The 23463-nt window shown below is 68.6% G+C and carries 22 protein-coding genes and 2 pseudogenes; 12 read left to right on the top strand and 12 right to left on the bottom strand.

What is annotated here, in order from left to right:
• Positions 1–82: 82 nt before the first annotated feature.
• A pseudogene (locus ACN6LM_RS09830) lies at positions 83–340 on the top strand (transposase); the annotation flags it as partial.
• A 235-nt stretch (positions 341–575) separates the two neighbouring features.
• A complete protein-coding gene (locus ACN6LM_RS09825; protein ID WP_445064924.1) occupies positions 576–911 on the top strand; it encodes a hypothetical protein in 336 nt (111 codons plus the stop codon).
• Between the two features lie 528 nt (positions 912–1439).
• On the opposite strand, the pseudogene ACN6LM_RS09820 reads toward ACN6LM_RS09825, so the two are convergent.
• Positions 1440–1652: pseudogene (locus ACN6LM_RS09820) on the bottom strand (transposase); the annotation flags it as partial.
• Between the two features lie 308 nt (positions 1653–1960).
• Between ACN6LM_RS09820 and ACN6LM_RS09815 the strand changes: the two are divergent.
• From ACN6LM_RS09815 to ACN6LM_RS09795, 5 genes are all read left to right on the top strand, one after another.
• The gene (locus ACN6LM_RS09815) at positions 1961–2440 is read left to right on the top strand and encodes a hypothetical protein (RefSeq protein ID WP_445064923.1); all 480 of its coding nucleotides are present in this window, start codon (positions 1961–1963) and stop codon (positions 2438–2440) included.
• 828 nt (positions 2441–3268) lie between these two features.
• Entirely contained in the window at positions 3269–3424 is a 156-nt protein-coding gene (locus tag ACN6LM_RS09810; protein ID WP_445064922.1) for a hypothetical protein, read from the top strand.
• A gap of 870 nt (positions 3425–4294) precedes the next feature.
• The gene (locus ACN6LM_RS09805) at positions 4295–5545 is read left to right on the top strand and encodes an IS256 family transposase (RefSeq protein ID WP_445064921.1); all 1251 of its coding nucleotides are present in this window, start codon (positions 4295–4297) and stop codon (positions 5543–5545) included.
• Positions 5542–6009, top strand: coding sequence for a hypothetical protein (locus ACN6LM_RS09800; RefSeq protein WP_445064920.1), 468 nt, complete (start codon positions 5542–5544; stop codon positions 6007–6009). Before ACN6LM_RS09805 ends, ACN6LM_RS09800 begins: the two co-directional genes overlap by 4 nt.
• 209 nt (positions 6010–6218) lie before the next feature.
• Positions 6219–6377, top strand: a complete 159-nt coding sequence (locus tag ACN6LM_RS09795) for a hypothetical protein (RefSeq protein WP_445064919.1) — start codon at positions 6219–6221, stop codon at positions 6375–6377.
• Positions 6378–6516: 139 nt separating this feature from the next.
• Here ACN6LM_RS09795 and ACN6LM_RS09790 read toward each other — a convergent pair whose 3' ends face one another.
• From ACN6LM_RS09790 to ACN6LM_RS09775, 4 genes are all read right to left on the bottom strand, one after another.
• A complete protein-coding gene (locus ACN6LM_RS09790) occupies positions 6517–7299 on the bottom strand; it encodes an SDR family NAD(P)-dependent oxidoreductase (protein WP_445064918.1) in 783 nt (260 codons plus the stop codon).
• 130 nt (positions 7300–7429) lie between these two features.
• A complete protein-coding gene (locus ACN6LM_RS09785) occupies positions 7430–7957 on the bottom strand; it encodes a carboxymuconolactone decarboxylase family protein (RefSeq protein WP_445064917.1) in 528 nt (175 codons plus the stop codon).
• A 201-nt stretch (positions 7958–8158) separates the two neighbouring features.
• Positions 8159–8587: a DinB family protein gene (locus tag ACN6LM_RS09780; protein ID WP_445064916.1), complete on the bottom strand. Its 429-nt coding sequence runs from the start codon at positions 8585–8587 to the stop codon at positions 8159–8161.
• Between the two features lie 420 nt (positions 8588–9007).
• Entirely contained in the window at positions 9008–9889 is an 882-nt protein-coding gene (locus ACN6LM_RS09775; RefSeq protein ID WP_445064915.1) for a LysR family transcriptional regulator, read from the bottom strand.
• 134 nt (positions 9890–10023) lie between these two features.
• On the opposite strand from ACN6LM_RS09775, the gene ACN6LM_RS09770 reads away from it, so the two are divergent.
• From ACN6LM_RS09770 to ACN6LM_RS09755, 4 genes are all read left to right on the top strand, one after another.
• Positions 10024–11052, top strand: coding sequence for an alcohol dehydrogenase catalytic domain-containing protein (locus ACN6LM_RS09770; RefSeq protein ID WP_445064914.1), 1029 nt, complete (start codon positions 10024–10026; stop codon positions 11050–11052).
• Positions 11053–11131: 79 nt separating this feature from the next.
• Positions 11132–12238, top strand: coding sequence for a flavin monoamine oxidase family protein (locus ACN6LM_RS09765; RefSeq protein WP_445064913.1), 1107 nt, complete (start codon positions 11132–11134; stop codon positions 12236–12238).
• Between the two features lie 100 nt (positions 12239–12338).
• On the top strand, positions 12339–13604 hold the full coding sequence (locus ACN6LM_RS09760; RefSeq protein ID WP_445064912.1) for an MFS transporter: 1266 nt from the start codon (positions 12339–12341) through the stop codon (positions 13602–13604).
• The gene (locus tag ACN6LM_RS09755; RefSeq protein ID WP_445064911.1) at positions 13601–13903 is read left to right on the top strand and encodes a sulfurtransferase TusA family protein; all 303 of its coding nucleotides are present in this window, start codon (positions 13601–13603) and stop codon (positions 13901–13903) included. The genes ACN6LM_RS09760 and ACN6LM_RS09755 overlap by 4 nt, the downstream gene beginning before the upstream one ends.
• A 9-nt stretch (positions 13904–13912) precedes the next feature.
• Here ACN6LM_RS09755 and ACN6LM_RS09750 read toward each other — a convergent pair whose 3' ends face one another.
• The 6 genes from ACN6LM_RS09750 to ACN6LM_RS09725 all read right to left on the bottom strand — a co-directional run bounded on the left by ACN6LM_RS09750 (position 13913) and on the right by ACN6LM_RS09725 (position 21381).
• On the bottom strand, positions 13913–14350 hold the full coding sequence (locus ACN6LM_RS09750; RefSeq protein ID WP_445064910.1) for a hypothetical protein: 438 nt from the start codon (positions 14348–14350) through the stop codon (positions 13913–13915).
• Between the two features lie 103 nt (positions 14351–14453).
• Positions 14454–14762, bottom strand: coding sequence for a hypothetical protein (locus ACN6LM_RS09745; protein ID WP_445064909.1), 309 nt, complete (start codon positions 14760–14762; stop codon positions 14454–14456).
• 1727 nt (positions 14763–16489) lie between these two features.
• Positions 16490–17257 carry a 4'-phosphopantetheinyl transferase family protein gene (locus ACN6LM_RS09740; protein ID WP_445064907.1) on the bottom strand — a complete coding sequence of 256 codons (768 nt, stop codon included), beginning with the start codon at positions 17255–17257 and terminating at the stop codon, positions 16490–16492.
• Between the two features lie 157 nt (positions 17258–17414).
• Positions 17415–18797, bottom strand: a complete 1383-nt coding sequence (locus tag ACN6LM_RS09735) for an acyl-CoA reductase (protein ID WP_445064906.1) — start codon at positions 18795–18797, stop codon at positions 17415–17417.
• Positions 18794–20002: a LuxE/PaaK family acyltransferase gene (locus ACN6LM_RS09730; protein ID WP_445064905.1), complete on the bottom strand. Its 1209-nt coding sequence runs from the start codon at positions 20000–20002 to the stop codon at positions 18794–18796. The genes ACN6LM_RS09735 and ACN6LM_RS09730 overlap by 4 nt, the downstream gene beginning before the upstream one ends.
• A 206-nt stretch (positions 20003–20208) precedes the next feature.
• Positions 20209–21381 carry an aminotransferase class I/II-fold pyridoxal phosphate-dependent enzyme gene (locus tag ACN6LM_RS09725; protein WP_445064904.1) on the bottom strand — a complete coding sequence of 391 codons (1173 nt, stop codon included), beginning with the start codon at positions 21379–21381 and terminating at the stop codon, positions 20209–20211.
• A gap of 184 nt (positions 21382–21565) precedes the next feature.
• On the opposite strand from ACN6LM_RS09725, the gene vioC reads away from it, so the two are divergent.
• Positions 21566–22594, top strand: coding sequence for an arginine beta-hydroxylase, Fe(II)/alpha-ketoglutarate-dependent (gene vioC / locus ACN6LM_RS09720; protein ID WP_445064903.1), 1029 nt, complete (start codon positions 21566–21568; stop codon positions 22592–22594).
• Here the strand turns inward: vioC and ACN6LM_RS09715 are convergent.
• A partial coding sequence (locus ACN6LM_RS09715) for an aminotransferase class I/II-fold pyridoxal phosphate-dependent enzyme (RefSeq protein WP_445064902.1) occupies positions 22588–23463 on the bottom strand: 876 nt, incomplete at its 5' end. The two genes, vioC and ACN6LM_RS09715, sit on opposite strands and share 7 nt — an antisense overlap.

The following is a 23463-nucleotide window of genomic DNA, read 5'->3' as shown; positions in this document are numbered from 1 at the left end:
TGTCCGGTCTTCGCCGTCGTGTGCTTCTGTCGTCATTGTTGTGCGCCTGGGTGCACTCGGTCCGGCGCGGTACGCCGGAAACATGCCGAAGCGACGTCCGTATCCAAGTGATCTGTCTGGTGCCCGCTGGGAGTTGATCGAGCCGGTCCTGGTCGCGTGGCGCTTCGAGCGCCGTGGCAGGGCCCTGGCTTTCGGCCGGCCGCCCGAGCACGACCTGCGCGACATCATGGACGCGATCTTGTACGTGGAGCGCACCGGGGTCCAGTGGAGGTACCTCCCGCACGACTTCCCGCACTGGAACACCGTCTACGGCTACTTCGCCAAATGGGCCGACGAGGGCTCCAACACCCGCTCACGGCGCGACAAACTCACCGCGGAGCAGCTCGCCGCACTCGCCGAACTGGGGCTCGACTGGGCGGCATAGCTGGATGGCCGGTACCTCAGTACATGACGATCATCTGGGCTGAGTGTCACGACGTTGCCCGGAACTGCACCGCCTTCAGTACCTTTGCATCCACGTGCAATGTACGAGCGGCTGGGAACAAGCGGCCGCCAGGGACCTGGGGGTACTCGCAATGGCGGTGGTGAATCTCTCGGCGATTGATAGGAGCGTACGTAGTGAGGTGGCAGCAAGGGGCCTGCACCTCGTCTCTGTAGACGAGCATCCTGGACCGCCGCGGGTCTTCATATGTACAGACCCGGATCCGGATGACATCGGCTTCACCTTGAGGGGACACGTGACCTTCGATGCTGCCGACTGGTATACCGCCTACGGGATGAATGGCCTCCTGCGGATGGGGGGACCAGATATCGACGTGATTTACAGCATGCCCCCGTTCCCGAGTTGGGAAGCCGGGATCATGGCCGTACTCAGCGCGTTCGACCGATATACCGAAAGCACCCACTACTAAGGGCTGTCCCGCAATTCCTGGTGGATCAGCCGCGCGGCGTCAAATGCGGTGCATCGCAAGGAGGAGAAGCACCCGCATACTGGATGTATCCGGGCGTTTCGACAACGCGGCGAGGTGCCGTAGCTGTCGTCGTGCACCCGCCGGGAATTGCGGGACAGCCCTTAGGGAGGTCGAGGCCCGCGCCGTCCCGATCCCGCAGGACGTCACCGTTCTGCTCGACCGGCTGCGGGAGCGGCTGGACGTCTTGGCCTACGAGGCGCCCCTGGCAGCTCTACGTGTCGTTGCTGCCCTGAAGCACGCGACCGCCGAGGCCGGCAAGGCGGCCGCGCATGCTGCTTGATTTGATGAGCAGACCTTGGGCACGATCGCCACCGGCCTGGGCCTCACCGAGTCTGAGACCCGAAGCCGTCTGGGCCGCCACGCACGCCAGTTCTGACCAGCGCGCCGTCCAGTTGGCGGCGTGCCGGCGGGCAGGCTCGTGTAGCCCGACAAGGCTGGGGCCAGCGGGCGAGGGCGACGGTGACCCGCTTCCGCGGCGGTGACCATCACGCCCAGCAGCAGGCCAAGAGTGTCGACCACGACGTGCCGCTTGCGGCCGTTGACCAGCTTGCCGCCGTCGAAGCCGCGGCTGTCCGGGCCGACGACGGCGTCCGCCTTGACGGACTGCGAGTCGATCACCCCGGCTGTCGGCTCTGTATCCCGGCCCGACTCCTCGCGCACTCGGCCGCGCAGCAGATCTCGGCCGCAGGTGGCGCAGGTGCCGGTCCAGCACCTCGGCAGGTCCTGTGGAGGGTGCCGAGGACCTGGTAGAGGGTCAGGCCGGCCCGTGGACCTCGGGTCGAGCCGCCTGAGGGTGAGGAATGCCTGGGCGGCTTCGGCGCTCTCGAGCGTCATGCTGTGGGCGGATACGTACGACCAGCTGGAGTGTCGCATTCCGTGACAGCTTCTTGATCAAGCTGTGGCCTCTGTGACTGGTGGCAGAACGTATTGTTTCGACCCCGCCACTGGCCGCACCACGACGGCAGTGCACCGTCTCTGGAGTTATCGCTGTGAGTTCTGCCGTGCCCGTCGATGGGCGCTCTGACTTCGACTTCATCTTCGGCAACTGGAAAGTGCGCAACCGCAAGCTCGCCGACGTCACCGATCCTGCCTGCGAGAAGTGGATCGAGTTCGATGCGACGGCCTCCGCGGAGCCGATCCTCGGCGGGTTGGGACATGTCGACCGGATCTGGACCGATACCTTCGAAGGGTTCACGCTGCGGCAGTTCGATCCGGAAGCCAGAGTATGGCGGATCTGGTGGGCCTCCAGCGGCCGGCCTGGCCACCTGGACCCGTACGTCGAGGGCTCCTTCACCGACGGTGTCGGCCAGTTCTTCTGCGATGACGTCCTGGGCGGGCACGAGGTCACGGTCCGCTTCCAGTGGACCACCCACGAGGCGCACGCCCCGCGCTGGGAGCAGGCATTCTCCTACGACGACGGAGCCACCTGGCGAACCAACTGGATCATGGATCTCACCCGAACCGCATAGGAGCCCCGCACGCTGCGTGATCGTCGGCGGCCAGATAACCGCCCGCGATCTGGCCGCCCGTGAGGAATTGCAATCGGCCGCTGCCACCACGCTGCCCCCGTCCGTTCAGCAAACAGCAGGTCACGTCCCTCGTCAGCTCACACGCCCCACCGGACAGCCCAAGGCCCGCATCGATGTGGATGATGGAGCCCGGGGGCTTGGTCCGGGAGCCTGGTCGGCCGCTTACTTGTCGACCATAGCGGCCTTGCAGCGCTCGTCGGTCTGCTGATCCGGGGTGAGCCACGGTGCGTCCTGGACCTCGCACTACACGGCGGCCAGCTCGCTACGAGTCACTTCGTCGAGGCCGCCTGTCCCATCGCTCGTCTCGCCGTAGGAATCCATTCGGTCACACTCTTCCGGGGCCAGAGAGGCCGTCGCCGTCTCGATCACCTCCGGCAGCTCCCGGGCGAGCCAGGCGCCGCCCGGACAGGGGGTCGGTGCGCCGGGCAGGGAGCGGATCCTGGCCGCTGCCCGGCGGCCAGCAGCCGCGGCGGGGGCCAGGCCTCGTCCTCCCATAACTCGACGGAACGACCGAGATGAAGGGCAATCAGCTCCCGGCCGCAGTTGTGCAGCCCGTACGCGCGAGAGACGACCGTGCAAGAGGTGTACGGCACTCGCTCTGGCCGGGTGCAGCTCGTACGCAGACCGTTTATCCACAGCCCCGTCCAGACTTCGACCGCTCGCCGCAGCGTCCTGGTTCACCGAACAACCGGGGGCAGGAGGCGGAGTGTACGACTGGACCGGCTTGCCGCCGAGGTTATGAGCGAGCCGGCGCCCGAGGCAATGAGGGTGGTACAGCCTCTGCTCGCCGAGAAGGTGGGCCGTCCGAACCGGCCCGCCCCCGGTGGCGAGGAGGTTGCCGAGGCGTTCGGGCCGTCGAGCTGGAGCGTCTTCATCGCGTACCTCGACGGGATCGAGGTACGCGACGTCGGCTGGCTCGGCTGACCGGGGCCTCCCTTTCGTGGCCGAGTCCTCGGCGATTTCGGCCGCCCAGCGTGTGCGGTGAGCGAACGCATCCCCGGGCTGACCACGGACGCCCCTGCGAAGCGGGACCCTCCGCCGCCGAGTGCTGCGTTTGAGCACGACGGCCGGCTCGGGACGGGCCCGCAGACCTGGCAGGGGTCTGCGGGCCCTTCCATCACGGGCAGTTGACGATGGCTCCTGCCAAGGCTTCGGTGGCAGCGAAGGCGCTCACCACAACGGTGGCGAGCGTGGCGGCGGCAAGAGTCATGAGACGACGGCGCATGCTGAATCCCTCTCCAATGCTGGGACAGTTCCACCGGGACGGCGTCACACCGCCCCGGCCATGCCAGGGAGCGTAGAAGCATCGAGCCCGGCGGTATTTGCAGTCCGTGCACGCCTTCTTGACCATTCATACCGGCCGCCCGCCTGGCTTTCGCGGAGCCCTCTCGGGCGAGTCATCGGCACGGGCAGGAGACGGAGCGCTTCTTCGAGGACGTGGCCGTCTTACGTCGGCCGCCGGTAGACACCGGGACTTTCCGCCATGTGGCCCCTCCCCAAGCTCGTGAGCGACTGACACGCCCTCCTGGTAGATCATGCCCCTGCCCTTGCTTCGGGCGGTTCGTTGCACACGGCTTCGCCTGATGGGATCCGCCGTGATCAGCCGCCTGCCTGTTCAACTGCCGGCCCCGTCAGGTCACTGCAGTCGCTAAAACAGGGGACACCGCCGCACGGGGCAGTGCTCAGGACCTGTGGATCGGTTCCGGGAGGGCATGCGAAGGGCGTACGTTCCCGAGTGATCCGTAAGGTCTCCGAGTAGGCCCGCGTTGCAGCGCGGGTCGGGAAGGCACGCCCGTGCTCAGCGTAGTCACTGACGACGGCTCCACCCAGTCCGGCTCCCTGATCGACGAGTTCGTCCGCGAGGGCGCCCGGCGGATGCTGGCCGCCGCGCTGGAGGCGGACGTCGACCAGTACATACCTGAGTTGACTGCCGAGACCGACGAGCGCGACCGTCGCCTGGTCGTCCGCAACGGCCACCACCGACCCCGCACCGTGGTCACTGCGGCCGGACCGATCGAGGTCACAGCGCCCCGGGTGAACGACCGCCGCATCAATGACGCGACGGGCGAGCGGAAGCGGTTCTCCTCGAGGATCCTCGCGCCGTGGTGCCGTAAGTCGCCGAAGATCTCCGAGGTGCTGCCGCTTCTCTACCTGCACGGCCTGTCGTCCGGCGATTTCGTCCCCGCGCTGGAGCAGTTCCTCGGCGGCACCGCCGGTCTGTCGCCTGCCACCGTCACGCGGCTGACCAAGCAGTGGAGCGACGACCTCGCCGCCTTCCAGGACCGAGACCTGTCCGACCGTGACTTCGTCTACGTGTGGGCCGACGGCGTGCACCCGAGGGCCCGCCTCGGCCAAGCTCAGTCGTGCGTCCTGGTTCTGCTCGGGGCCCGTCTCGACGGCACCAAGGAGCTGATCGCGATCGGCGAGGGCCTGCGGGAGTCCACCGAGTCGTGGGCGGACCTGCTGCGCGACTGCCGCCGACGCGGCATGCGCGACCCCGAACTGGTGGTCGGCGACGGCGCCATGGGCCTTTGGCGTGCGCTCGCCGAGGTGTTCCCGGCCGCGCGGCCGCGGAGATGCTGGGTTTACAAATCCCGCAATGTCACCAACTGCCTGCCCAAGTCCGCCCAGCCCGACGCGGGGAAGGCAATGCAGGAGATCTACAACGCCGAGGACCGTGACCACGCCGAGAAGGCGATCGAGACGTTCGCGAAGACCTACGGCACGAAGCGGCCCAAGGCCGTCGCGAAGATCACTGAGGGCCGGAACGAGTTGCTCGCGTTCTACGACTTCCCGGCCGAGCACTGGATCCATCTGCGAACCACGAATCCGATCGAGTCGACGTTCTCCACGGTCAAGCTCCGCACCAAGGTCACCCGCAGCGCCGGCAGCCCGGCGGCCGCGCTTGCGATGGTGTTCAAGCCGGTCGAGTCTGCTCAGGACCGCTGGCGCGCGATCACCGGCGCCCACCTGGTGTCCTTGGTCCGCTCCGGCGTACGCTTCGAGAACGGCGTCCTGGTCGAGCGCGAGGAGCAGGTCGCATGAACGTCCACGACATCGCGCAGAACCCTGACGAACACGTCCGCTTCGCGGCCTACCTCGCCGAGCTGCAGCACGTCGCGGACGCGGACGAGGTCGACCTGGTCGACCGCGTGCTCACCGACCCGGACCAGACGATGGCCCAGTCCGCCGTGCTGCGGCACCTGGACCGCCGCGCTGCCGACCTCTACCCAGGTCTCGCTTACGAGGAGTGGGTGCGGACGATGACCCAGGCCACGAGCGGCCATCCCTTCCTGGCTCAGCGCCTGCGGGAGTGGTCGATCTTCCGGGCTGTCACGCTCAAGCTGCCCTGGCAGCTGGACGACCTCCTCGCGTCGTCCAACTGGCTCCAGCTCAAGACCGCCTCCGGGATGAACGCCGAGGCCATCGAGGTTCTCGCCGACGCAGGCCGCACCAAGCGGATCCGCACCACTGCCAGGACCGGCCTCACCCACCGCAGCAAGAGCTGAAATCAACTCACCCACAACCCTTGACCATTGCTCAGGCCTGTGGCGGCGAAGCCTGGAGCCCGAAGACCCCGCGGGCTCGCAACTCGGCCAGGTCCGGCACTCGGATGCCGGGTAGTGAGTCGCTGAGGTCGGCCTCAGCGGCACGGATACTGCTCCGTGCGGCGGACTCTGTGGGGACTGCGCCAGGGCGCGACGGTTGGTTGGCCTCCGTGGACCTGGTCGCGCACCGCGACACCTGGGAGTGGCTCACAGCCCTGGCCGTCGACCACGACCACTTCCGCACCCCGCCCTCGGTCGAAGACGTCAAGGAAGGACGCATCCAGACCGTCCTGTCCGGCCGCTCCCTCGCCCCGTTTCGCCGCGTCTGAGAAGGGGCCGGTGCCGTACCCCATCGGCTGGAGTGCACGCGGTCGACCTTCTGAGCCCCGAGGACGTCTGCGCACCCGGTGAAGCACAGGACAAGGAAGCCTCAGAGTGACGCGGCCCGGAGGCAGTGTGCCGAGTGGGTCAGTTGCGTCCGGCCATGACGCCGCCGTCGACGTCCCAGATCGCGCCGGTGACCCAGGCGGTCTGGTCGGACAGGAGGAAGGCGACGGTGGCGGTGACGTCGTCGGCGGTGCCGGTGCGGCCGATCGGGTGGAAGGAGTCGAAGCCGTCCATCGCGGAGTCGAGATCCGACTTGGGGATGAACTCTTCGTAGATCGGGGTGCGCACGACGGCGGGGGCGACGGCGTTGGCGCGGATGCCGTGCGGGGCGAGCTCCATCGCGAGGTGCTGGGTGAGGGAGTGCAGTCCCGCCTTGGCCATCGAGTACGCCGAGGAGGGGGTGGCGGCGATGGCCTGGTGGGCCCACATGGAGCCGATGTTGACGATGGCGCCCTTCGCGCCGCGCTCGATCATGTTGGCGGCGAAGGTCTGGGTGAGGAAGAAGAAGGCGCGGTTGAGGTCCTGGTAGCGGTCGTAGTCCGCGGCCGTGTGCTCCAGGAAGGGCTTGGGTGCGAAGACGCCGGCGGCGTTGACCAGCAGGGTGGCGTCGGCGTGCTCCTCGGTGAGGGTGGTGCGCAGGCGGTCGACGGCCGTGGGGTCGGTGAGGTCGGCGGCCAGGCCGATGACCTGCCCGTGGGCGGACAGAGCAGTCACTGCTTCATCGGCGCTGGGCCGGCTGCGGCCGGTGATGACGGCGGTGCCGCCGGCGTCGAGGATGTGGGCCGCGATGGCCTGGCCCATGCCGCTGGTGCCGCCGATGACGATGACCTTCTGGCCGGTGAAGTCGAGGGTGGTGCTGGACATGTGGTGCTCCTGTTTCAGCGTGGTGTGGTGAAGGGCGATGTGGTCAGGGGGGTGAGGTAGCAGGCGAGCCGGCCGTGGGCTCGGTGGCTGCGGTGCTCGGTCGGCTCATGGCTTTTTGCACACGGGGGTCTCAGATGGCCATGGCCACCAGGAAGCGCGAGACCATGTTGTAGGCCGCGACGGTTGCGACGGCTTCGACTGTTTTGGCTTCGCCGAACAGGCGCTTCACCTCATCGATGACGTGGGCATCGACTTCGACCTGTTGGGTGGACTGGTCAGTCAGAGCGAGCAGGGCGAGTTCTTCTTCGTTGAATAGACCGCTGTCGATGGGGCCGGCCTTGAGTGCTTCGGCCTTTTCCCCCGTGCCGCCTGCCCGCAGGTAGGCCGGGTGGTGGACGCCCCACTCGAAGTCGGCGCGGTTGAGCACGGCCACGCGCAGCATGATCAGTTCGCGGTATTCCAGTGCCAGGTCGAACTCGGCGCGGACCCGGCCCAGGAGCGCGTTCCATCCTGTGGCGAGCGGGAAGCTCCTCAGCAGGACACGGTCGATGCCGATCAGCTCGCCGTTGGGCCGACGCGCCTTCATGCCAGCGAGGAGTTCGGGCGGGGGCGGAGGGAGGGTTCCGTCCTGCCAGGGGGTGACGCGCACGCTGCTCACGTTGTGCTCCTTGATGGTGCACCGGCCCACGATGGAATCGGGTCCTTGCCGGTGAGGGGTTGCTGCCGGCTTCGCCGGGCGAAGGTGCAGAGGTCAGGCGTAGGGATTGCAGACGAGGTAGCCGTCGATGCGGCTGAGCCGGTCCGAGACGGGGTCCGACGGGAGGGCGTGGCCGAGGTTTTCGGCCCGGACCTCACTGATTCACTGGTCGTGCTGGTACTCGTGGTTGCTGAGCGCGACCAGCAGGTGATTCGCGACGATGGTCAGTTGGGCCGGTGCGCTGACCCGGCCGGAGGCGATGTCGCCGATGGGGGCGTGGACGCGTTCGGCGGCGGTCTCGCGGAAGGCACCGAGCCGTTCGACGGTGGGCAGTGCGCCGCGGGACTTCTCCGGGTTGGCCGAGTCCATGATCCCGTCGAGTTCCGGGTCCGGACCCGGTTCGGCCGCGGTGAGGTTGCGGATCATGAAGTGGGCGACATGGGCCTGGCGCCCGAGGTGCCAGCCGATGGCGCTGGAGTCCTCGTGCGGGCGCCAGGTCACCTCGTCCGGGTTGAGGTCTTTCCACAGGTCGTCGGTGTACGCGCGGGCCCGGTCGTATTCGCGCAGCAGCGCCGTCAGCTCGTGCGTCATCGGCGCTCAGACGGTGTCGTAGACGCGCACGTCGGGTTCGGCCTTCAGCAGCGGGGACAGGCCGCCGACGACGTCACATGCGAACAGCTCGCTCGCCAGGTACGCCTGGGCGTCGGCCACGGTCCGGAAACCGTGGAGGACCTGGACATCTTCGTCGCGGACGAGAAGATCCTTGGTAGTCGCGCCGGGGGCGGTGTCGAGGAACGGCTGCTTGCTACTTCTCGTACACGCTTACGGCAGCGGCACGGTTGGCCGAGTCGACCCGCAGGGTGATCTGGAGATACGCCATGGTTATGCCTCACTCAATCAGCAGGAAGGGGGCGGGACGAGGTGTCCCGCAACGTGCCTGCCACGTTAGGCATTGCCGACAAGGTCTGGTAGATGATCTCGGTGAATCTGGCTATAAGCGATGCGTATGGGTTAGCGACGGGGGGCCGCGAGGCTGTCGGCAAGACGGAGCAGGTCCGGGCCGGCCGGGGAGTCGGCGCTCCAGACCGCTTCGAAGGAAATCTGGACCTCGCGGCCCTGGTCCATCAGGGGGCGGTGGCAGACGTCGGGCGAGGTGAGCTTGGAGCGGGGGACCATCGCCGATCCCAGGCCGAGCTTCGTCCAGTCCTCCAGGACCCGGTAGCTGGCGGCCTCGCCCGGATAAGTGTTCAGGGGCATCTCGTGCGCCTGGAAGAGCTGCGTGGTGAAGGTGGTCAGACCACAGGTGTCGGGGACGAGGATGAACTGGCCCTTGCCGGCCTCCGTGAGTTCGACGGGGGTCGCCTCCGCCGCGTCAGGAGTGACGACGACGATCGGCTCGACGTCGATGACCCGGTGTTCGAAGCGGGGCATCGCGGCCACGGCCGGGATCAGGATGATGTCGAGCTGCCCGGCCAGCAGGCCTTCACGCAGCTCCTGCATGTTCGCCTCGCGCAGCACCAGGTCCCGCGGCGTGGGAAGGCCCTGAACCATGCTGAACGCCCGGGCTACCAGGTGCGAGCCGATCAGCGGCGAAACGCCCATGCGGATCTTCTGCTCGCCGGGTTCGGTCAGCCGCCGGGCCTCCGCTCCGACGGCGTCGAGCGCGACGAGGGCGCGCTCGATCAACGGCAGGATCCGAATACCGAACGCGGTCTGCGTCACGCCGCGCGGCGACCGCTCGAACAGCTTGTCACCGAGGCGTTCCTCCAGCTTGGCGATCCCGTTCGACAGCGCGGGCTGCGTCACCCCGTAGGCTCTTGCGGCGGCGCTGAACGACCTGGTCTCGGCGACCGCCTGCGCGTACCGGAGACCTTCGAGATTCAGGCGGTCCATTGCCATAGCCAAGGCTTATCGCTCCATTCACTGATGTCCCCTACCGGGCCGCATTTCCTCTGCCTACGGTGAGGATCTCTCTCATGCAGCATAACCAGCAGCTATAAGCACCGTCGTGCAGAACGGAAGGCATCATGTCGGACAAGGCCGTGGCCGTGGTCGTGACCGAGCCCCGCGGGCCCCTGCACCCCGCCACGGCCGAGACGCTCCCGCCACCCACCGGGTGGGTCCGCGTATCGGTGGTGGCGAGCGGGGTGTGCAACGCCGACATCGCAACAGCCGCCGCCACCGGCAAGGACACCGCCTTCCCCGTCACCCCAGGCCACGAGGTCGCCGGCGTCATCGCCGAGATCGGCGACCAGGTCGAGGGGTGGGCGGCCGGCGACCGGGTGGCCGTTGGCTGGTTCGGCGGCAGCTGCGGCCACTGCACGTACTGCCGTACAGGCGATGTCGTCCACTGCGCCGAGCGCAAGATACCCGGCCTGTCCTACCCGGGCGGATGGGCGCAGAGCATCACCGTGCCCGCCGACGCGCTCGCCCGCATCCCCGACCGCCTCGACCTCTTCGACGCCGCCCCGTTCGGCTGCGCGGCCGTGACGACCTTCAACGCCATCCGCAGGGCCGGCACCCGTGCCGGAGGACGGGTCGCCGTCTTCGGGATCGGCGGCCTGGGCCATCTCGCCGTGCAGTTCGCCGCGAAGCTCGGCTACGAGACCGTCGCCATCGCCCGCGGCGGCGACCGCGAGAAGCTCGCCCGCGAACTCGGCGCCCACCACTACATCGACAGCGACACCCAGGCCCCCGGCGCCGCCCTCACAGCACTCGGTGGGGCCGACCTGATCGTCTACACCGCCTCCACCACCACCCCCGTGGACGAACTCCTCACCGGCCTGGCCGTGCACGGGCAGCTCACCCTCGCCGGCATCGACGCCGGCTCCCTCACCGTCCCGGCGGCCCGGCTGGTCATGAACGGCCACACACTCACCGGACACCTCACCGGCAGCCCCCGCGAGACGGAAGAAGCCATGGCCTTCGCCGTCACCACAGGTGTGCGCCCCCTGATCGAGCGGATGCCGCTGGAGAAGGCCACCGACGCCGTCACCCGACTGCGCGTGGGAGCTCCCCGCTTCCGCACCGTCCTGGACACCGGCGTCAACGAGTAGCCGGCCACCCTTGCCCTCGACCCGATGCCGTAACCACCGACGACCGCGGGGGTTCAGCCTGCTCGGAATGGAGCCACACATGTCCCACCAGGAAAGCCACGACGTCATCGTGGTCGGTGCCGGAGCTTCCGGCCTCGCCGCTGCTACCACGCTGCACGCCGCCGGCCGTGACGTCGTCGTCCTGGAGGCCCGCGACCGCACTGGCGGACGCCTGCTCTCCGCTCCTGCCGAGCACCCGGGGCGTGCGCTCGATCTGGGAGCCACCTGGTTCTGGGACGGCGAGGAGCGCGTACGGGCGCTGGCCACGCACAACGGCCTCGCCACCTTCGAGCAGCACCTCGCAGGCGACACGATGCTCCAGGAGACGACCGGCATCCGCCGCCTCACCGGCAACCTGATCGGCGTCCCCTCCCGCCGTTTCGCCGCCGGGGCGCAGAGCATCACCGCCGCCCTCGCCGCCGCGCTGCCCACCGGCACTCTGTGGCTGGACACGCCCGTCACCGCAACCCAGCCGGGCGGCCACGGCGGCCTCGACGTACTCACCCCGGCCGGCAGACTGCACGCCGACCACGTGATCCTTGCCGTTCCCCCGGCCCTCGCCCTGGAGCGCATCGACCTCGCCGACACGCTCCCCGCCGACCTCGTACGCCTGGCCCGGTCCACACCGGTCTGGATGGGCACCGCCGTCAAGGTCGTCGCCCACTACCCTGCCGCCTTCTGGCGCCAGGACGGGCTGGCGGGTGCGGCGTTCAGCAGGACCGGACCGCTCCAGGAGATCCACGACATGTCCGGGCCCGACGGCGACCCCGCCGCGCTCTTCGGCTTCGCCCACGCCCGCACCGTGCGCCCCGGCTTCGAGCAGGCTGTCACCGCACAACTCGCCCGGCTCTTCGGCCCGGCCGCCAGCTCCCCTGTGGCCCTGCACGTGCAGAATTGGAGCACCGAGCAGTGGACCGCCCCGTCCACCGTGCAGCACCTCACCGACCATGCGCTCTTCGGCCACCGCCTCTATCAGCAGCCGGCCCTCGACGGGCGTCTGCACTGGGCCTCGACCGAGACGGCCACCGACCACGCCGGACACATCGAAGGCGCCCTCGCCGCCGGCGAACGCGCGGCCCGAGCCGTCCTTGCAGCGCCCGCTGACGCCAGCGACACCGCCCTCGGCACCACCGCCCCCACCAGGTAGCCCACACGGATCCGAAGTCGACGTCGTCCTCGTTGGCGGGGACCCGCCACCCGGATCGGCTGCGGATCAACGCACGGCTTCCGTACAGACCAGGAGAGAGATGATCAACGCCGCACCCGATGCCACGCTGGGACATATATCCCACCCCGCACATGCCCAACGGCGGATCCTACGCGTCCTGGTCGCCTCACAGATCCTCAGCGGCGCCGGTCTCGCCGCGGGCGTCACCGTCGGCGCCCTCCTCGCCCAGGACATGCTCGGCACCACCAGCCTCGCCGGACTGCCCAGCGCCCTGTTCACCGGCGGCTCCGCCCTCGCCGCCATCAGCGTCGGCCGCATCTCCCAAGCCAGAGGACGCCGCCCGGGCCTCGCCACCGGCTACCTCACCGGCGCCATCGGCTCCGCAGGCGTCATCACCGCCGCCGTCCTCGACAACCCCGTACTGCTGTTCATCGCCCTGTTCATCTACGGCGCCGGAACCGCCACCAACCTCCAAGCCCGCTACGCCGGAGCCGACCTCGCCCCACCCGGCCGCCGCGCCCGCGCCGTCTCCACCGTCCTGGTCGCCACCACCCTCGGCGGCGTCGCCGGCCCCAACCTCGCCGCCCCCGCAGGCACCCTCGCCGAACACCTCGGCATCCCCCACCTCACCGGCCTCTTCGTCATCTCCGGCGCCGCCTACGCCCTGGCCGCAACCGTCCTTGCCCTCTGGCTCCGCCCCGACCCGCTGCTCCTGGCCCGAGCCATCGCCCAGGCCAAGGAAGCCGACGCCGCTGCCGACCCGGCCACCACCGACAAGGCCGAAACGGGTGAAGCTCGCGGCGGTGTGGTCCTCGGCGCCCTGGTAATGATCCTCACCCAGCTCGTCATGGTCGCGATCATGACCATGACGCCAGTGCACATGCACGACCACGGCCACAGCACCGCAGCCTCCGGCCTCGTCATCGGCATTCACATCGGCGCCATGTACCTGCCCTCCCCCTTCACCGGCTGGCTCGTCGACCGCTACGGCCACATGAAGATCGCCGCCGCCTCCGGAATCACCCTGCTGGCGGCCGGTGTCCTCGCCGCCACCGCGCCCGCCGACTCCGTCGCCCTCCTCGCACTGGCCCTGGCCCTGCTCGGGCTCGGCTGGAACTTCGGCCTCGTCTCCGGCACCGCGATCATCACCGACACCGTCCCGCTCGCCACCCGCGCCAAGACCCAGGGACTGGTCGACGTCTCCATCGCCCTCGCCGGCGCCACCGGCGGCATCACCTCCGGCATCATGGTCGCCGCCACCAGCTACCCCGCCCTCGCTTTCACCGCGGGCACCCTCTCCCTCGCCCTCCTGCCCGCCGTCGCCGCCACCGCCTACCGCCGATGAACCCTGACATCCCCGCGCCGGACATCACCATCGACGGCACCGGCCTGCTCTGCGTCACCCTCCTGCTCCGCCTGCGCAAAGAGATCGACGGCGCCGAGCCGGGCACCGTCGTCCACATCATCGCCACCGACCCAGCCGCACCACTCGACCTGCCCGCCTGGTGCCACATGACCGGCCACCACTACCTCGGGCCTGTACCGAACGCCGCCGACGTGCCGGTGTACGCACTGCAGATCGCTGCGGGTGCCCGCTCTGTCCGAGCAGGCGCCCCTTGGCGTGCGGATGATTCGGAAGGCTGACGGCTCGTATCACCTTGGCAGCTTCGCCGTGCGTTCGGGATGGGCGGTCCCCACGTAGTGCATGGCGGTCTTCTCCGTGATTCCGAAGAGCCTCATCAGCCGGAGGGGATCCGCTGTTTCTGCTGCTTCGTTGAGAATGCGGTCCTGGCGCAGGTGGACCAGGGTGAGGCCTGGCGGCACGTCGACACGGAGCAGGGTCTTACCGACGGCGGGGTGGTCGGGGTCAAGCGCGGATCTCTGACTGACGGGCAGGCGGGGGTTGGTCGAGGCGGGCCAGCGGCGGTGTCGGTAGTCAAGCCAGTCGGCGGCGATCTGGTGGGTGAGTTCCTCCAGGTAAAGGGTGTGCCTCCGAAGGCCGCGACGGATGGCGAGGGTGCCGCCCGGCCTGGACGGCCCGCGACGGGAGGCACCACCCGGATTACCGGGGGCCGAGGCGTCGGGCGGCACGCTGCTCCGATGGGCACACCTATGACGAGAAGCTGCGGCTGTTACCGGTGCTGAGAGCACGGACGGCAGGCACCTGACCGCCCTCGGCGCCTCCACCCAGGGCTCAGATGTCGCTGTCGATTCCGGTCACCGCGGGCGGGCCGAGAGAGGCGTCGGATTCGTCGATTCCTGCCTTCTGCAAGGCTGCGGATAGAATTCTGCTGGCATTTAGTTCGGCCTCGTATCGATCCCGGGCCTCCACTTCCAGACGTACAGAGAAGGTACCGTCTTCGTTGAGCGTGAGCAGGTCCAATCCCTCGCTCTCGCTCACATTCGTGTGCTGCGAAGCCAGTGTGCCCTCCAGGGCGGCCCTCGTGGAGTCGGTGATATCGGTGCCAAATGTGCCGGGAACGGTGATGACGAAGTTGGTCATCGTGGCTACCGGTCCCTTTGCTCGAAAACACGCCGCGCCACCGCTGCCTCGTCATCCACCAAACCCACCGCGTCGGGCCGCCCGAGCACGGCGCCGCAGTTCTCGCACAGCTTCTCGTCGCCGGCGGGTGTACCGCACGCCTTACAGAATCGTTGAGCCTGTTGGTCCTTTTCTGATGTCACGATGATTCCGCCCTCTGCTGTGTACGAACGGCTGCAAAGATCGGGTACCCAGCCGTGGCCCTCTGACTCCTGGCTATTCACTACCCTGGGATCCCGTGAAGGCTTTTCGGCCCTACGTCGGGCGCGCCACCGACGGCTCGGTGCGTCACCTGCCCGACTACAACCGCCCCAGTCGCTGGTGCCTTGGACGACATCCGAGCAGCCACGGCACCGGCTCCGCTGGTTTCATCCGTCGTTCACTGTCAGGCGAGGAAGATCCCGACGACCAGGAGGTCGCCGTGGGGATGGACGCTCACTGCCTGGTCACGGCTGGGCAGGGGACGGCCTACGGCTGCGTACGCGAAGCCGTCATGGAGGGCGGTGTCCTTCGCGTCATGCCGGACCCCCAGGCGCTGGAGAGATCGAAGCCGTCATTGAGGCGCCGGCGCAAGATGTGGTTCCGGGAACTGGCGAAAGCCCACCCCCACCCTCTCGCCATCCGATCCCGCACTCGCCCTGAGCGTGTTCCCTACGCCCTCCTGGACGCCCGGACAACCGAGACCGGCGGCCTGCGATGGGTACGCCAACTCCGCCTGCTGAACCGCTGGACAGTGGACGCGGCGATTCCCTCGCTGCGTCTCACCTCCTGGCCGACGGGGACTACTGGCACGGCCTGCACTCCGAGTAGCACGCCGCCCCACACGTACGGCGCAACGTGGCCAACGACGCCTAGGCGGAGCGCTCGGACCGGTGGCCGGCCCCAGGAGGCGAACGGGTGGCGGAGGCCTTCGGGAGCGAGTGCTGGATCGTCTACTTCGCGTACCCCGATGGCATCGAGGTCTGCGACATCAGCCGGCTGAGCTGATAGGCGCCTCGCTTCACGGCGGCCTGTTCCAGCGGCGGCATTACATCGTGAGAGGTGGCGACATCGGCCGCTGCAGCGCTCTCACGTCTGCCCCGACACACACCGGGCTGCCACCCGGCCCCGTTGCCGGCTGTGGCATCGCGAGCTGAGGTGTGGAGGAGCACGCTGGATGTTAAGAGCACGTCCATCGTCATCCACGCCCCCGTGCTATCGCGCAGCTCGTGTGCTCGACACCCTGCACGCAGAGAGTGCCTTCCTCTTGGACCGACAGAACCTGTCGACAGGATTCACCGTCCCAGCTCAGGAGGCAATTTCGTAGTCCTTCCCCACTTCCGTTCCTATCTCAACCGAACGGCGGGGCTAGGGCGTGTTTCGAAAGTAGCGCCGTCCGCCCGGAGGGCGGGTCCGGCGGCGTCTGGTGCGTGCGATCGCAAGGCGGAGGGTCGCCCCGATACTGGGTGTATCGGGGTGATCCCGACAACGCGGCGAGCGTGCGTGCCAGGCGCCGCCGGACAGGCGGGACTTTCGAAACACGCCCTAAGGGCTGTCCCGCAATTCCTGGTGGATCAGCGCGCGGCGTCGGATGCGGTGCACCGCAAGGCGGAGAGGCGCCCGCATACTGGATTTATCCGGGCGTTTCGACAACGCGGCGAGGTGCCGTAGCTGTCGTCGTGCGGCCGCCTGGAATTGCGGGACAGCCCTTACGAGCACACCGACACCAGCGTCGCTACGTGTCCGTTCCCCATCTCGCCACGGGCCCGCCACCGCCCGAAGAATGATCCGATCTCGTGCCCGGCCACGACTGCGCCCGGAACCGTGAGCGTGCCGACGAACGTTCCGGTGTCCATGGTCGCCCCATCGCCGGTGCCCATGGCCGACCCGTCGAAGGAGATCGCGCATGCGTCGAAGTCGAGCCACCGTCCGGTCAAGGGGAACCATGCTTTGAAGACGCTCTCCTTGGCGCTGAAGATCAATCGGTCCCAGGCGATCTCTGGACGGCGTAGCGCGAGTCTCGCGACATCGTCGCGCTCCTTCGGGAGGAGCACCGCATTCGCCACTCCCTCGGGCAGTGCGAGATTCGGTTCGGCATCCACGCCGATCGCGGTGACCGATGAGCGGGGCGCCACCACCGCCGCCCGGTACCCGTCGCAGTGAGTCATGCTCCCGACGATACCGACCGGCCAGACAGGGGCCCGTAGCTCCTGATACACAATGGGCCCCTGGGCTGCCCCGAGGCGCGTCAAGGCCCTACGTGCGCACCATCGCACCGTGGCGAATTCGCGCCTGCGCCGCTCCACAGCGTTGCGTACGAGTTCCGCTTCCTCCGGGTACAGGGGAACGTGCGGCGGATCGGCAAACGATTCTGATAGTTCCGCTTCCGGAGGCTGAAGTCCGACCAGCAGCCCGGATGCCGCCTTGGTGCCGGATTCCTCGGTCTGCGGCGTCGTGTCGGGGCCTGGCGTGGTCACGTCTGGATTCCTTCGGGTGGGCCGTATCACGGAGGCGTGCCAGGAACCCGTGCTCCGAAACGGCCCGGGGCGGGCCGGGCCGCTCCGAGCGTGCCGAGCGATCACGCCGCAGCACAGGAGAGCAGCGGGCGCACAGGCAGCAGATCAGGCCGGGACCTCATCGAACTGCCGCCAGGGCCTCTGAGCCCCGCACGGCGCAGATGCTCACGCGGCGGCTGTAGCGCTGCAGGGCCAGCTGCCCGTCGTGCGGTTCCCCCGCATAGCTCTCCAGCATCGCCCCGAGGGGGACGACGCGCAGGGCGCCGGCGCGGAAGAACTCGGCAGCCAGAGGCACCGTGCTGCTCCCCTCTGCGTGGAGGCCCACGGTCTGCAGGTAGCGGCGCATCGGATGGAGGGTCCGCACGATTTCCTCTCGCGGCAAGGGCTTGACCCAGACCGTTCCGAACAGGGGGGAGGCGGAGAGGCCGGGCCGGGTGTCCGCGAGAACGTGCCAGCAGCCGTTGGGCGCGCTGAATATCCGTGTGAGGCCCAGGTGCTCCTCCAGGTGCGCGACGGCGACCACATTGGTGATCTCCGCCTGCTCAGCCGTCCCTCTCGGGAATTCCGGGAAGGCGGGCGCCTCCGCCGACAACGCGTCCGCGATGGCGCGGGCCTCCGCGAACAGCACGTCCGGATCGGCCGTGTCGACGTAGACGACCTGAGGGCTGGTGCAGGTGCGCTGGCCGTTGCTCAGCACGTCCCGGGCCAGCCTCCGCAGCGTCTCCCCGCTTCCGCGGGCACCCGTGCGGTCGAGATAGGCGAGGGAGATCTTGGGCCCCCATTCTACGAGCCTGCACCCCTGCGGAAGGAACTGGGCGACCCCTGCGACGGCTTCCTCGGTTCCCCAGACCGCCACGGCGTCGGCCGGCCGGCACAACTGACGCAGCCACTCGGTGTTGCGGGAGGAGAAGCGCAGCACCACCAGTCGGCTGCGGAGCTCTCCGGACGGATCGGCGTCAGCGAGGGCGGCCAGGGCGTGCTGGGTGAACAGGCTCTCGGAACCGCTGGTCTTGACGACGTTGACGTTTCCGGCGAGCAGGCCTTCGACGACGCTCAGCACCCCGCCCGCCGCCACGTTCTTCGGGGCGATGTGGACCAGTGTGCCGATGGGCTGCCACAGCTCCACGGCGTCGTCCGCGAAGGGCGCCGGGACCGGCCGGTGCGGCGAGCTGCCTCCGAGCTCGGCGGTCAACTGGGCGGACAGCAGCTCGGGAGCGAGGGCCGAGGCGAGGGCGGCCAGGGAGGATTCCGCGTCGGCGGCGGGCAGACCGGTAGTGGAAGGGTCGGTCAGGTCGGCGAACAGCCGACGGTACTCGGCGCTGTCCGGATCGGCGAGAAGGCTCGCGAACCTGCCGCAGGCATCCAGGACATGACTGGTTTCGAGAGGGCCTGGCAGGGAGGGCAGGATGCCGCCCAGGGCGCCCAGACGGCAGCCGGCCTCCTGGTCGTCGATCCACTCCCCCTGCCAGTAGTAGGGAGTGGTGTGCGAGGCGGTCTTCATCGGGTCTCCAGGAGTTCCGCCGCGGCGACGGCGCAGTTGCGGTTGCGGCGCACACCCGCCCGGCCGTGGACCTCGAACCACGGGGTGGCGATCCCGCAGTCACCCGGCGGGTGCAGGGTGCCCAGGTCGGCCATCAGGATGGTGTGGGCGGGGAGCGACGTGATGAACGGAGAGACGAACTGCAGGTACCCGGGGGTACCGTGCTCCAACGGCTCCAGGGTGCGCACGTCTCGGACCACGCACCGGGACCAGACGGGCACGTGGAAGTGGTGTGCGTGGCACTCGATGTACGGCAGACAGTGCTCCACCGATCCGTAGCAGTCCCGGATCCGCTCCTCCGCGATGCCGAGCCGGCGCTCGATCGCGGCACGGAACTCGCCCCGGCCGATGGCCCGGTCCGCGTGCCCCTTCCATCCGCCGCCGGTCAGAACCGTCGATCCCTCCGGCAGGTCCAGACAGGGAACGCCCATCGCTTCCATGCGCTCCAGCACGGCGTGCAGCAGTGCGGGGAACCCGACGATCCGCACCGGCTCGTCACGCGCCGCGAACTCCAGAAGGGCGTCGACGGAGCCCATGATGTTGAACTCGTGCCCCTCTCCGGTGTTCCGCAGCGTGTGTACGGCCGAGGCGACGGGCGCGAAGTCGCAGAGTTCGTTGAGTCCGTGCGCGGCACCGACGGAGAGCCGCGGATCCGGCTCGTAGCCGCAGACGAGGTAGTTGGCGGGGCGCTCGACGTCGATCAGACCGAGCGCCTTGATCGTCCAGGCGTCCATGCGCTGGGCCGTTCCGAAGGACCAGTCGTCGAAGCCGATCTCGGTCTTCTCTCCGCCTGTGCCGGAAGAGGTGAGCCGCAGCGTAATGGAATCACCGGCGACGGAACTCAACGCATGCCGCTTGAACAGGTTCACGTGGATGTAGGGCAGGTCGGCGATCTGCTCGATGCCGGTGATGTCCGGCGAACCGGCTCCCCGCCACATGGCCCCGTACAGCGGGTTCCGGGCCGCGTGCCATGTGTTGATCTCCCGCATGGCCGTGACGAACAGGTCGTCGGCGGCCTCGTCCGCACGGAACGGGTCGGAGATGTCGCACAACTCCTGGACTTTGGCCAGAGCCTCCGTGTCAGGCACCTCCAGCGGTCGGAAGTACTTACCGAGGGAGGGGAGTCGGCGTGCGAGGTCGGCGTCGGAGGACGACGCGGTTGTCATGGCACTCCTTGGTTGATCAGCTCGTACATGGATCTCAGCGAGGGGCGCCGGGGTGATGGGGGCCGGCGCCGGCCCCCGCCGCCGGGCAGCGGCACCACGCGGGCTCCGCGGGGATCGCTCGCACGATCCCCGCCCCCCGCGTCCGGACAGGGTGGTGATGCCGCCGAGGCCTTGCCCATCGCCCCGGAGGGCCAGGAACGTCGGTGTCAGGCGACCAGCGCGCCTTCGGACGCCGCGAGCTTCTCGGCGCCGGCCGCGGCGGAGAGCTCCGCGAAGGCCGCCGCCAATTCCTGCGCACCCCGACGAACCGTCTCGAACGGACGCGCCAGCGAGATCCGGATGAACCGCTCGCCGCTCTTCGGGTCGGCCCAGTGGAATGGTGAGCAGGGCAGCACGTGCACACCCCGGGTGACCAGCAGTTTGTACAGGTCACCGGAGCCGGGCCCGTCCTCGGGCAGCGAAACCCGGGCGACGCTGATCTGCGAAGTCGGGTCGGCCAGCTCCAGGCCGACCGCCTCGATCGCCTGCTTGACCACCGCACGGTTGCGCCCCACCATGTCGCGGGCCCTCTCGTAGCCGCCGTCGACCCAGTCCCCTGCCAGCGCGGTGACCAGGCGCAGCACCACGGGCGAGGCCGCCAGCAGCGACTCCGAGAACGCCCGGTAGAGAGGCAGGGTGGTGCGCTCGCTGAAGGCCAGCAGGCCAATCTTCAGCTCGTGGGTGGGCCACAGCTTGCCGGTGTCCTCGATGACGATCCAGTCCGCGCCGGCTGCGTCCAGCACCTCGTAGGCGTCGTACTGCGCGTCCCGGACCTGGCCGCGGAAGCTGGCGTCGATGATCACGGTCTGCCCGTTCCGGGCGGCGTGCTCGGCCAGCGAACGCAGGTGGCCGCGCGGCGTGATGAGACCGGTGGGGTTGTTGGGGTGGGTCACCACGATGGCGTTGACCGGTGCTTCGGGCCACTCCCGGTTCATGAGCTGGCGCTCGGACATCGGCACCAGCTTCAGCCCGCGGGTGGTGAACAGGTCCGCGATGTTGTCGAAGGTCGGGTGCAGCACTGCGATGGTGGCTCCGGCCGGCAGGGCTCGCGCGACGATGTCCGTGGCCAGCGTGGACGAGTAGCAGCTGAAGATCCGCCCTGTCCCGATGGGCGCGCTGTACTGGCCGATGCCGTGCAGGAACGCCGTGTGTGCCTCGCGCTCGATGTCCTGGAACGGGCGGCTCGACGCCTCCGCGAACATGTCCGGAATGCGGGCGACGATGGCGGCCTGCTCCGGCGTGAGACCGAGGCGGGCATGACCGTCCGTCAGGTTCAGTCCGCCGTCGGCATCCGTCAGCGCGTCGACCTCCATCGTCGTCAGATTAACAACGTCACTCATGGAAAAATCAGCCCCTTGTAGCTGTTCGGAAGACATTGCGAACCGAATTCACTGACGAACCTTATGCACTGGCGTATTTTTACGCCTGTCCCTTCTAAGGGGGACCGAATTGCCGGGGCGGCCGCTCCTATACTGCGTATTCCGGCCGGGAAGAGGGGCCGACCCGTTCTGAGGAGAACATCCCATGCACCACCTGATGCTGACGGCGGAGGAAAACGCCGCCCTGCTCCCCTGGCTCACCGAACTCGCCTCCGTCCACAGCACGATCGAGGATCCGGAACTGCTCAGGCGATCCCCGGTGCTGGCCTGTTCCCTACCCTCGCGGCTGCTCGAATTCCTTGAGGAGTACCGCCGGAACGAACCCTCGGCCGTGTGCCTGATCTCCGGCCTGGCCGTGGACGAACGGACGCTGGGGCCGACGCCGGAACACTGGCGCAACACCCAGCACGGCTCGACGGCGCTGCCGCAGGAGATCTTCTTCATGCTGTGCGCCGCCCGGCTGGGCGACGTGTTCGGCTGGTCCACCCAGCAGGACGGCCGGCTCATGCACGACGTCCTGCCGATCAAGGGCCACGAACACTACGAGCTGGGCTCGAACAGCCTGCAGCACTTGTCCTGGCACACCGAGGACGCCTTCCACCCATGCCGGGGCGACTACGTCTCACTCATGTGCCTGAAGAACCCGGACGACGCCGCCACCATGATCTGCGACGCCGGCTCGCTGGACTGGCCGGCTCTGGACGTGGACGCCCTGTTCGAATCGGTCTTCACTCAGATGCCCGACAATTCCCACCTGCCGCAGAACACCGCCGAGTCCACCGGCGACCCCGTACAGGACCGGTTGCGGAAGCGGAGTTTCGATCTCATCCGGTCCTGGAACGACAATCCGGTGCAACGACCCGTCCTCTTCGGTGACCAGCACGGTCCCTACATGGCACTGGACCCGTACCACATGAAGCAGGAAGACTGGTCAGAGCGTTCGGTAAATGCGTTCCGGGAACTCTGTGAACAGATCGAGAAAAACATGCGGGACCTGATTCTGCGGCCCGGTGACATAGTCTTCATCGACAATTTCCGCGCGGTGCACGGCCGCCGTTCCTTCCGGCCCCGGTACGACGGTTCGGACCGCTGGCTTAAACGGTTGAACATCACACGGAACATCCGCGGCTCCAGGAGCTGGCGTCCCTCGGCCGCGGACCCGGTCATCTACTGAGCGAGGCAGGCGCCGAGTTCGTCCCCGGCCAGCACGAGGCGCCGGCGGAGTTCATCGAGCTCCGCCTCCTCCACGTTGCTGAAACTCACCCGGAAGGTGCCCCGGTCGTCCGGCCGGAAGGCCGTACCGGGCAGGACCAGGGTGTCGTACCGGACGACCAGGTCGCGGACCACTTCCTCAGTACCCCGGTCCGCGAAGGGGTGCCGTACCCAGCCGAAGAAGCCGCCGCTGGAGAGGAGTTCGAAGCCGCCCGGCCTGCCCGCCATCACTGCGTCGAACCGTGCCTTCTTCGCCGCCACCTCGGCGGCCCGGGCGGCCCTCCATTCCCCGGCCGCGGTCAGCCCGGCCCAGGCGGCCTCCTGGCCGACCCGGGGAGCGCAGATGGCCACGCAGTCCAGCAGCTTCATCACCTCCCGCCCGACCTGGGGAGAACCGACCACCGCACCGACCCGGTAGCCGGGAATGGCCAGGTCTTTGGAGAAGCTGTGCAGGCTGATGACACTACGGCCCCAGTCGGGCCGCGCGAACAGTCCGTGTGCCGGATCCTGCGTGCCGCGGAAGGTCCGGTATGTCTCGTCGAGAACCAACGCTACGCCCCGCCGCTCGGCCAGGGCGGCGAACCCGGCGATGACATCGGGCGGGAGCACGACGCCGCTCGGGTTCCCGGGCGTCACCAGGACGATGGCCCTGGTCCGCTCGTTCAGCAACTTCTCGCAGGCGGTCGGGTCCGGGAGCAGGCCGGCCCCCGGCTCCAAGTAGGCCGGCCGGATGCCGTTCATCCGCAGCCACATGTCGTGGTTGAAGTAGTAGGGCAGGGCGTGCTTGGGGCTGATCTGCAGGCCGGCGGCGAGCCGGGCGGGCCGCCAGCC

Source organism: Streptomyces sp. SAS_281 (assembly GCF_052542855.1).
Note: the sequence above shows the minus strand (reverse complement) of the source record. Positions and strands in the feature narration are given on the sequence as shown.

Coding starts and splice junctions, on each gene's coding strand:
- ACN6LM_RS09825 (WP_445064924.1), top strand. CDS start 576: ATGGCGGTGGTGAATCTCTCGGCGATTGATAGGAGCGTACGTAGTGAG.
- ACN6LM_RS09800 (WP_445064920.1), top strand. CDS start 5,542: ATGAACGTCCACGACATCGCGCAGAACCCTGACGAACACGTCCGCTTC.
- ACN6LM_RS09790 (WP_445064918.1), bottom strand. CDS start 7,299: ATGTCCAGCACCACCCTCGACTTCACCGGCCAGAAGGTCATCGTCATC.
- ACN6LM_RS09780 (WP_445064916.1), bottom strand. CDS start 8,587: ATGACGCACGAGCTGACGGCGCTGCTGCGCGAATACGACCGGGCCCGC.
- ACN6LM_RS09775 (WP_445064915.1), bottom strand. CDS start 9,889: ATGGACCGCCTGAATCTCGAAGGTCTCCGGTACGCGCAGGCGGTCGCC.
- ACN6LM_RS09770 (WP_445064914.1), top strand. CDS start 10,024: ATGTCGGACAAGGCCGTGGCCGTGGTCGTGACCGAGCCCCGCGGGCCC.
- ACN6LM_RS09765 (WP_445064913.1), top strand. CDS start 11,132: ATGTCCCACCAGGAAAGCCACGACGTCATCGTGGTCGGTGCCGGAGCT.
- ACN6LM_RS09760 (WP_445064912.1), top strand. CDS start 12,339: ATGATCAACGCCGCACCCGATGCCACGCTGGGACATATATCCCACCCC.
- ACN6LM_RS09755 (WP_445064911.1), top strand. CDS start 13,601: ATGAACCCTGACATCCCCGCGCCGGACATCACCATCGACGGCACCGGC.
- ACN6LM_RS09745 (WP_445064909.1), bottom strand. CDS start 14,762: ATGACCAACTTCGTCATCACCGTTCCCGGCACATTTGGCACCGATATC.
- ACN6LM_RS09735 (WP_445064906.1), bottom strand. CDS start 18,797: ATGAAGACCGCCTCGCACACCACTCCCTACTACTGGCAGGGGGAGTGG.
- ACN6LM_RS09730 (WP_445064905.1), bottom strand. CDS start 20,002: ATGACAACCGCGTCGTCCTCCGACGCCGACCTCGCACGCCGACTCCCC.
- ACN6LM_RS09725 (WP_445064904.1), bottom strand. CDS start 21,381: ATGAGTGACGTTGTTAATCTGACGACGATGGAGGTCGACGCGCTGACG.
- vioC (WP_445064903.1), top strand. CDS start 21,566: ATGCACCACCTGATGCTGACGGCGGAGGAAAACGCCGCCCTGCTCCCC.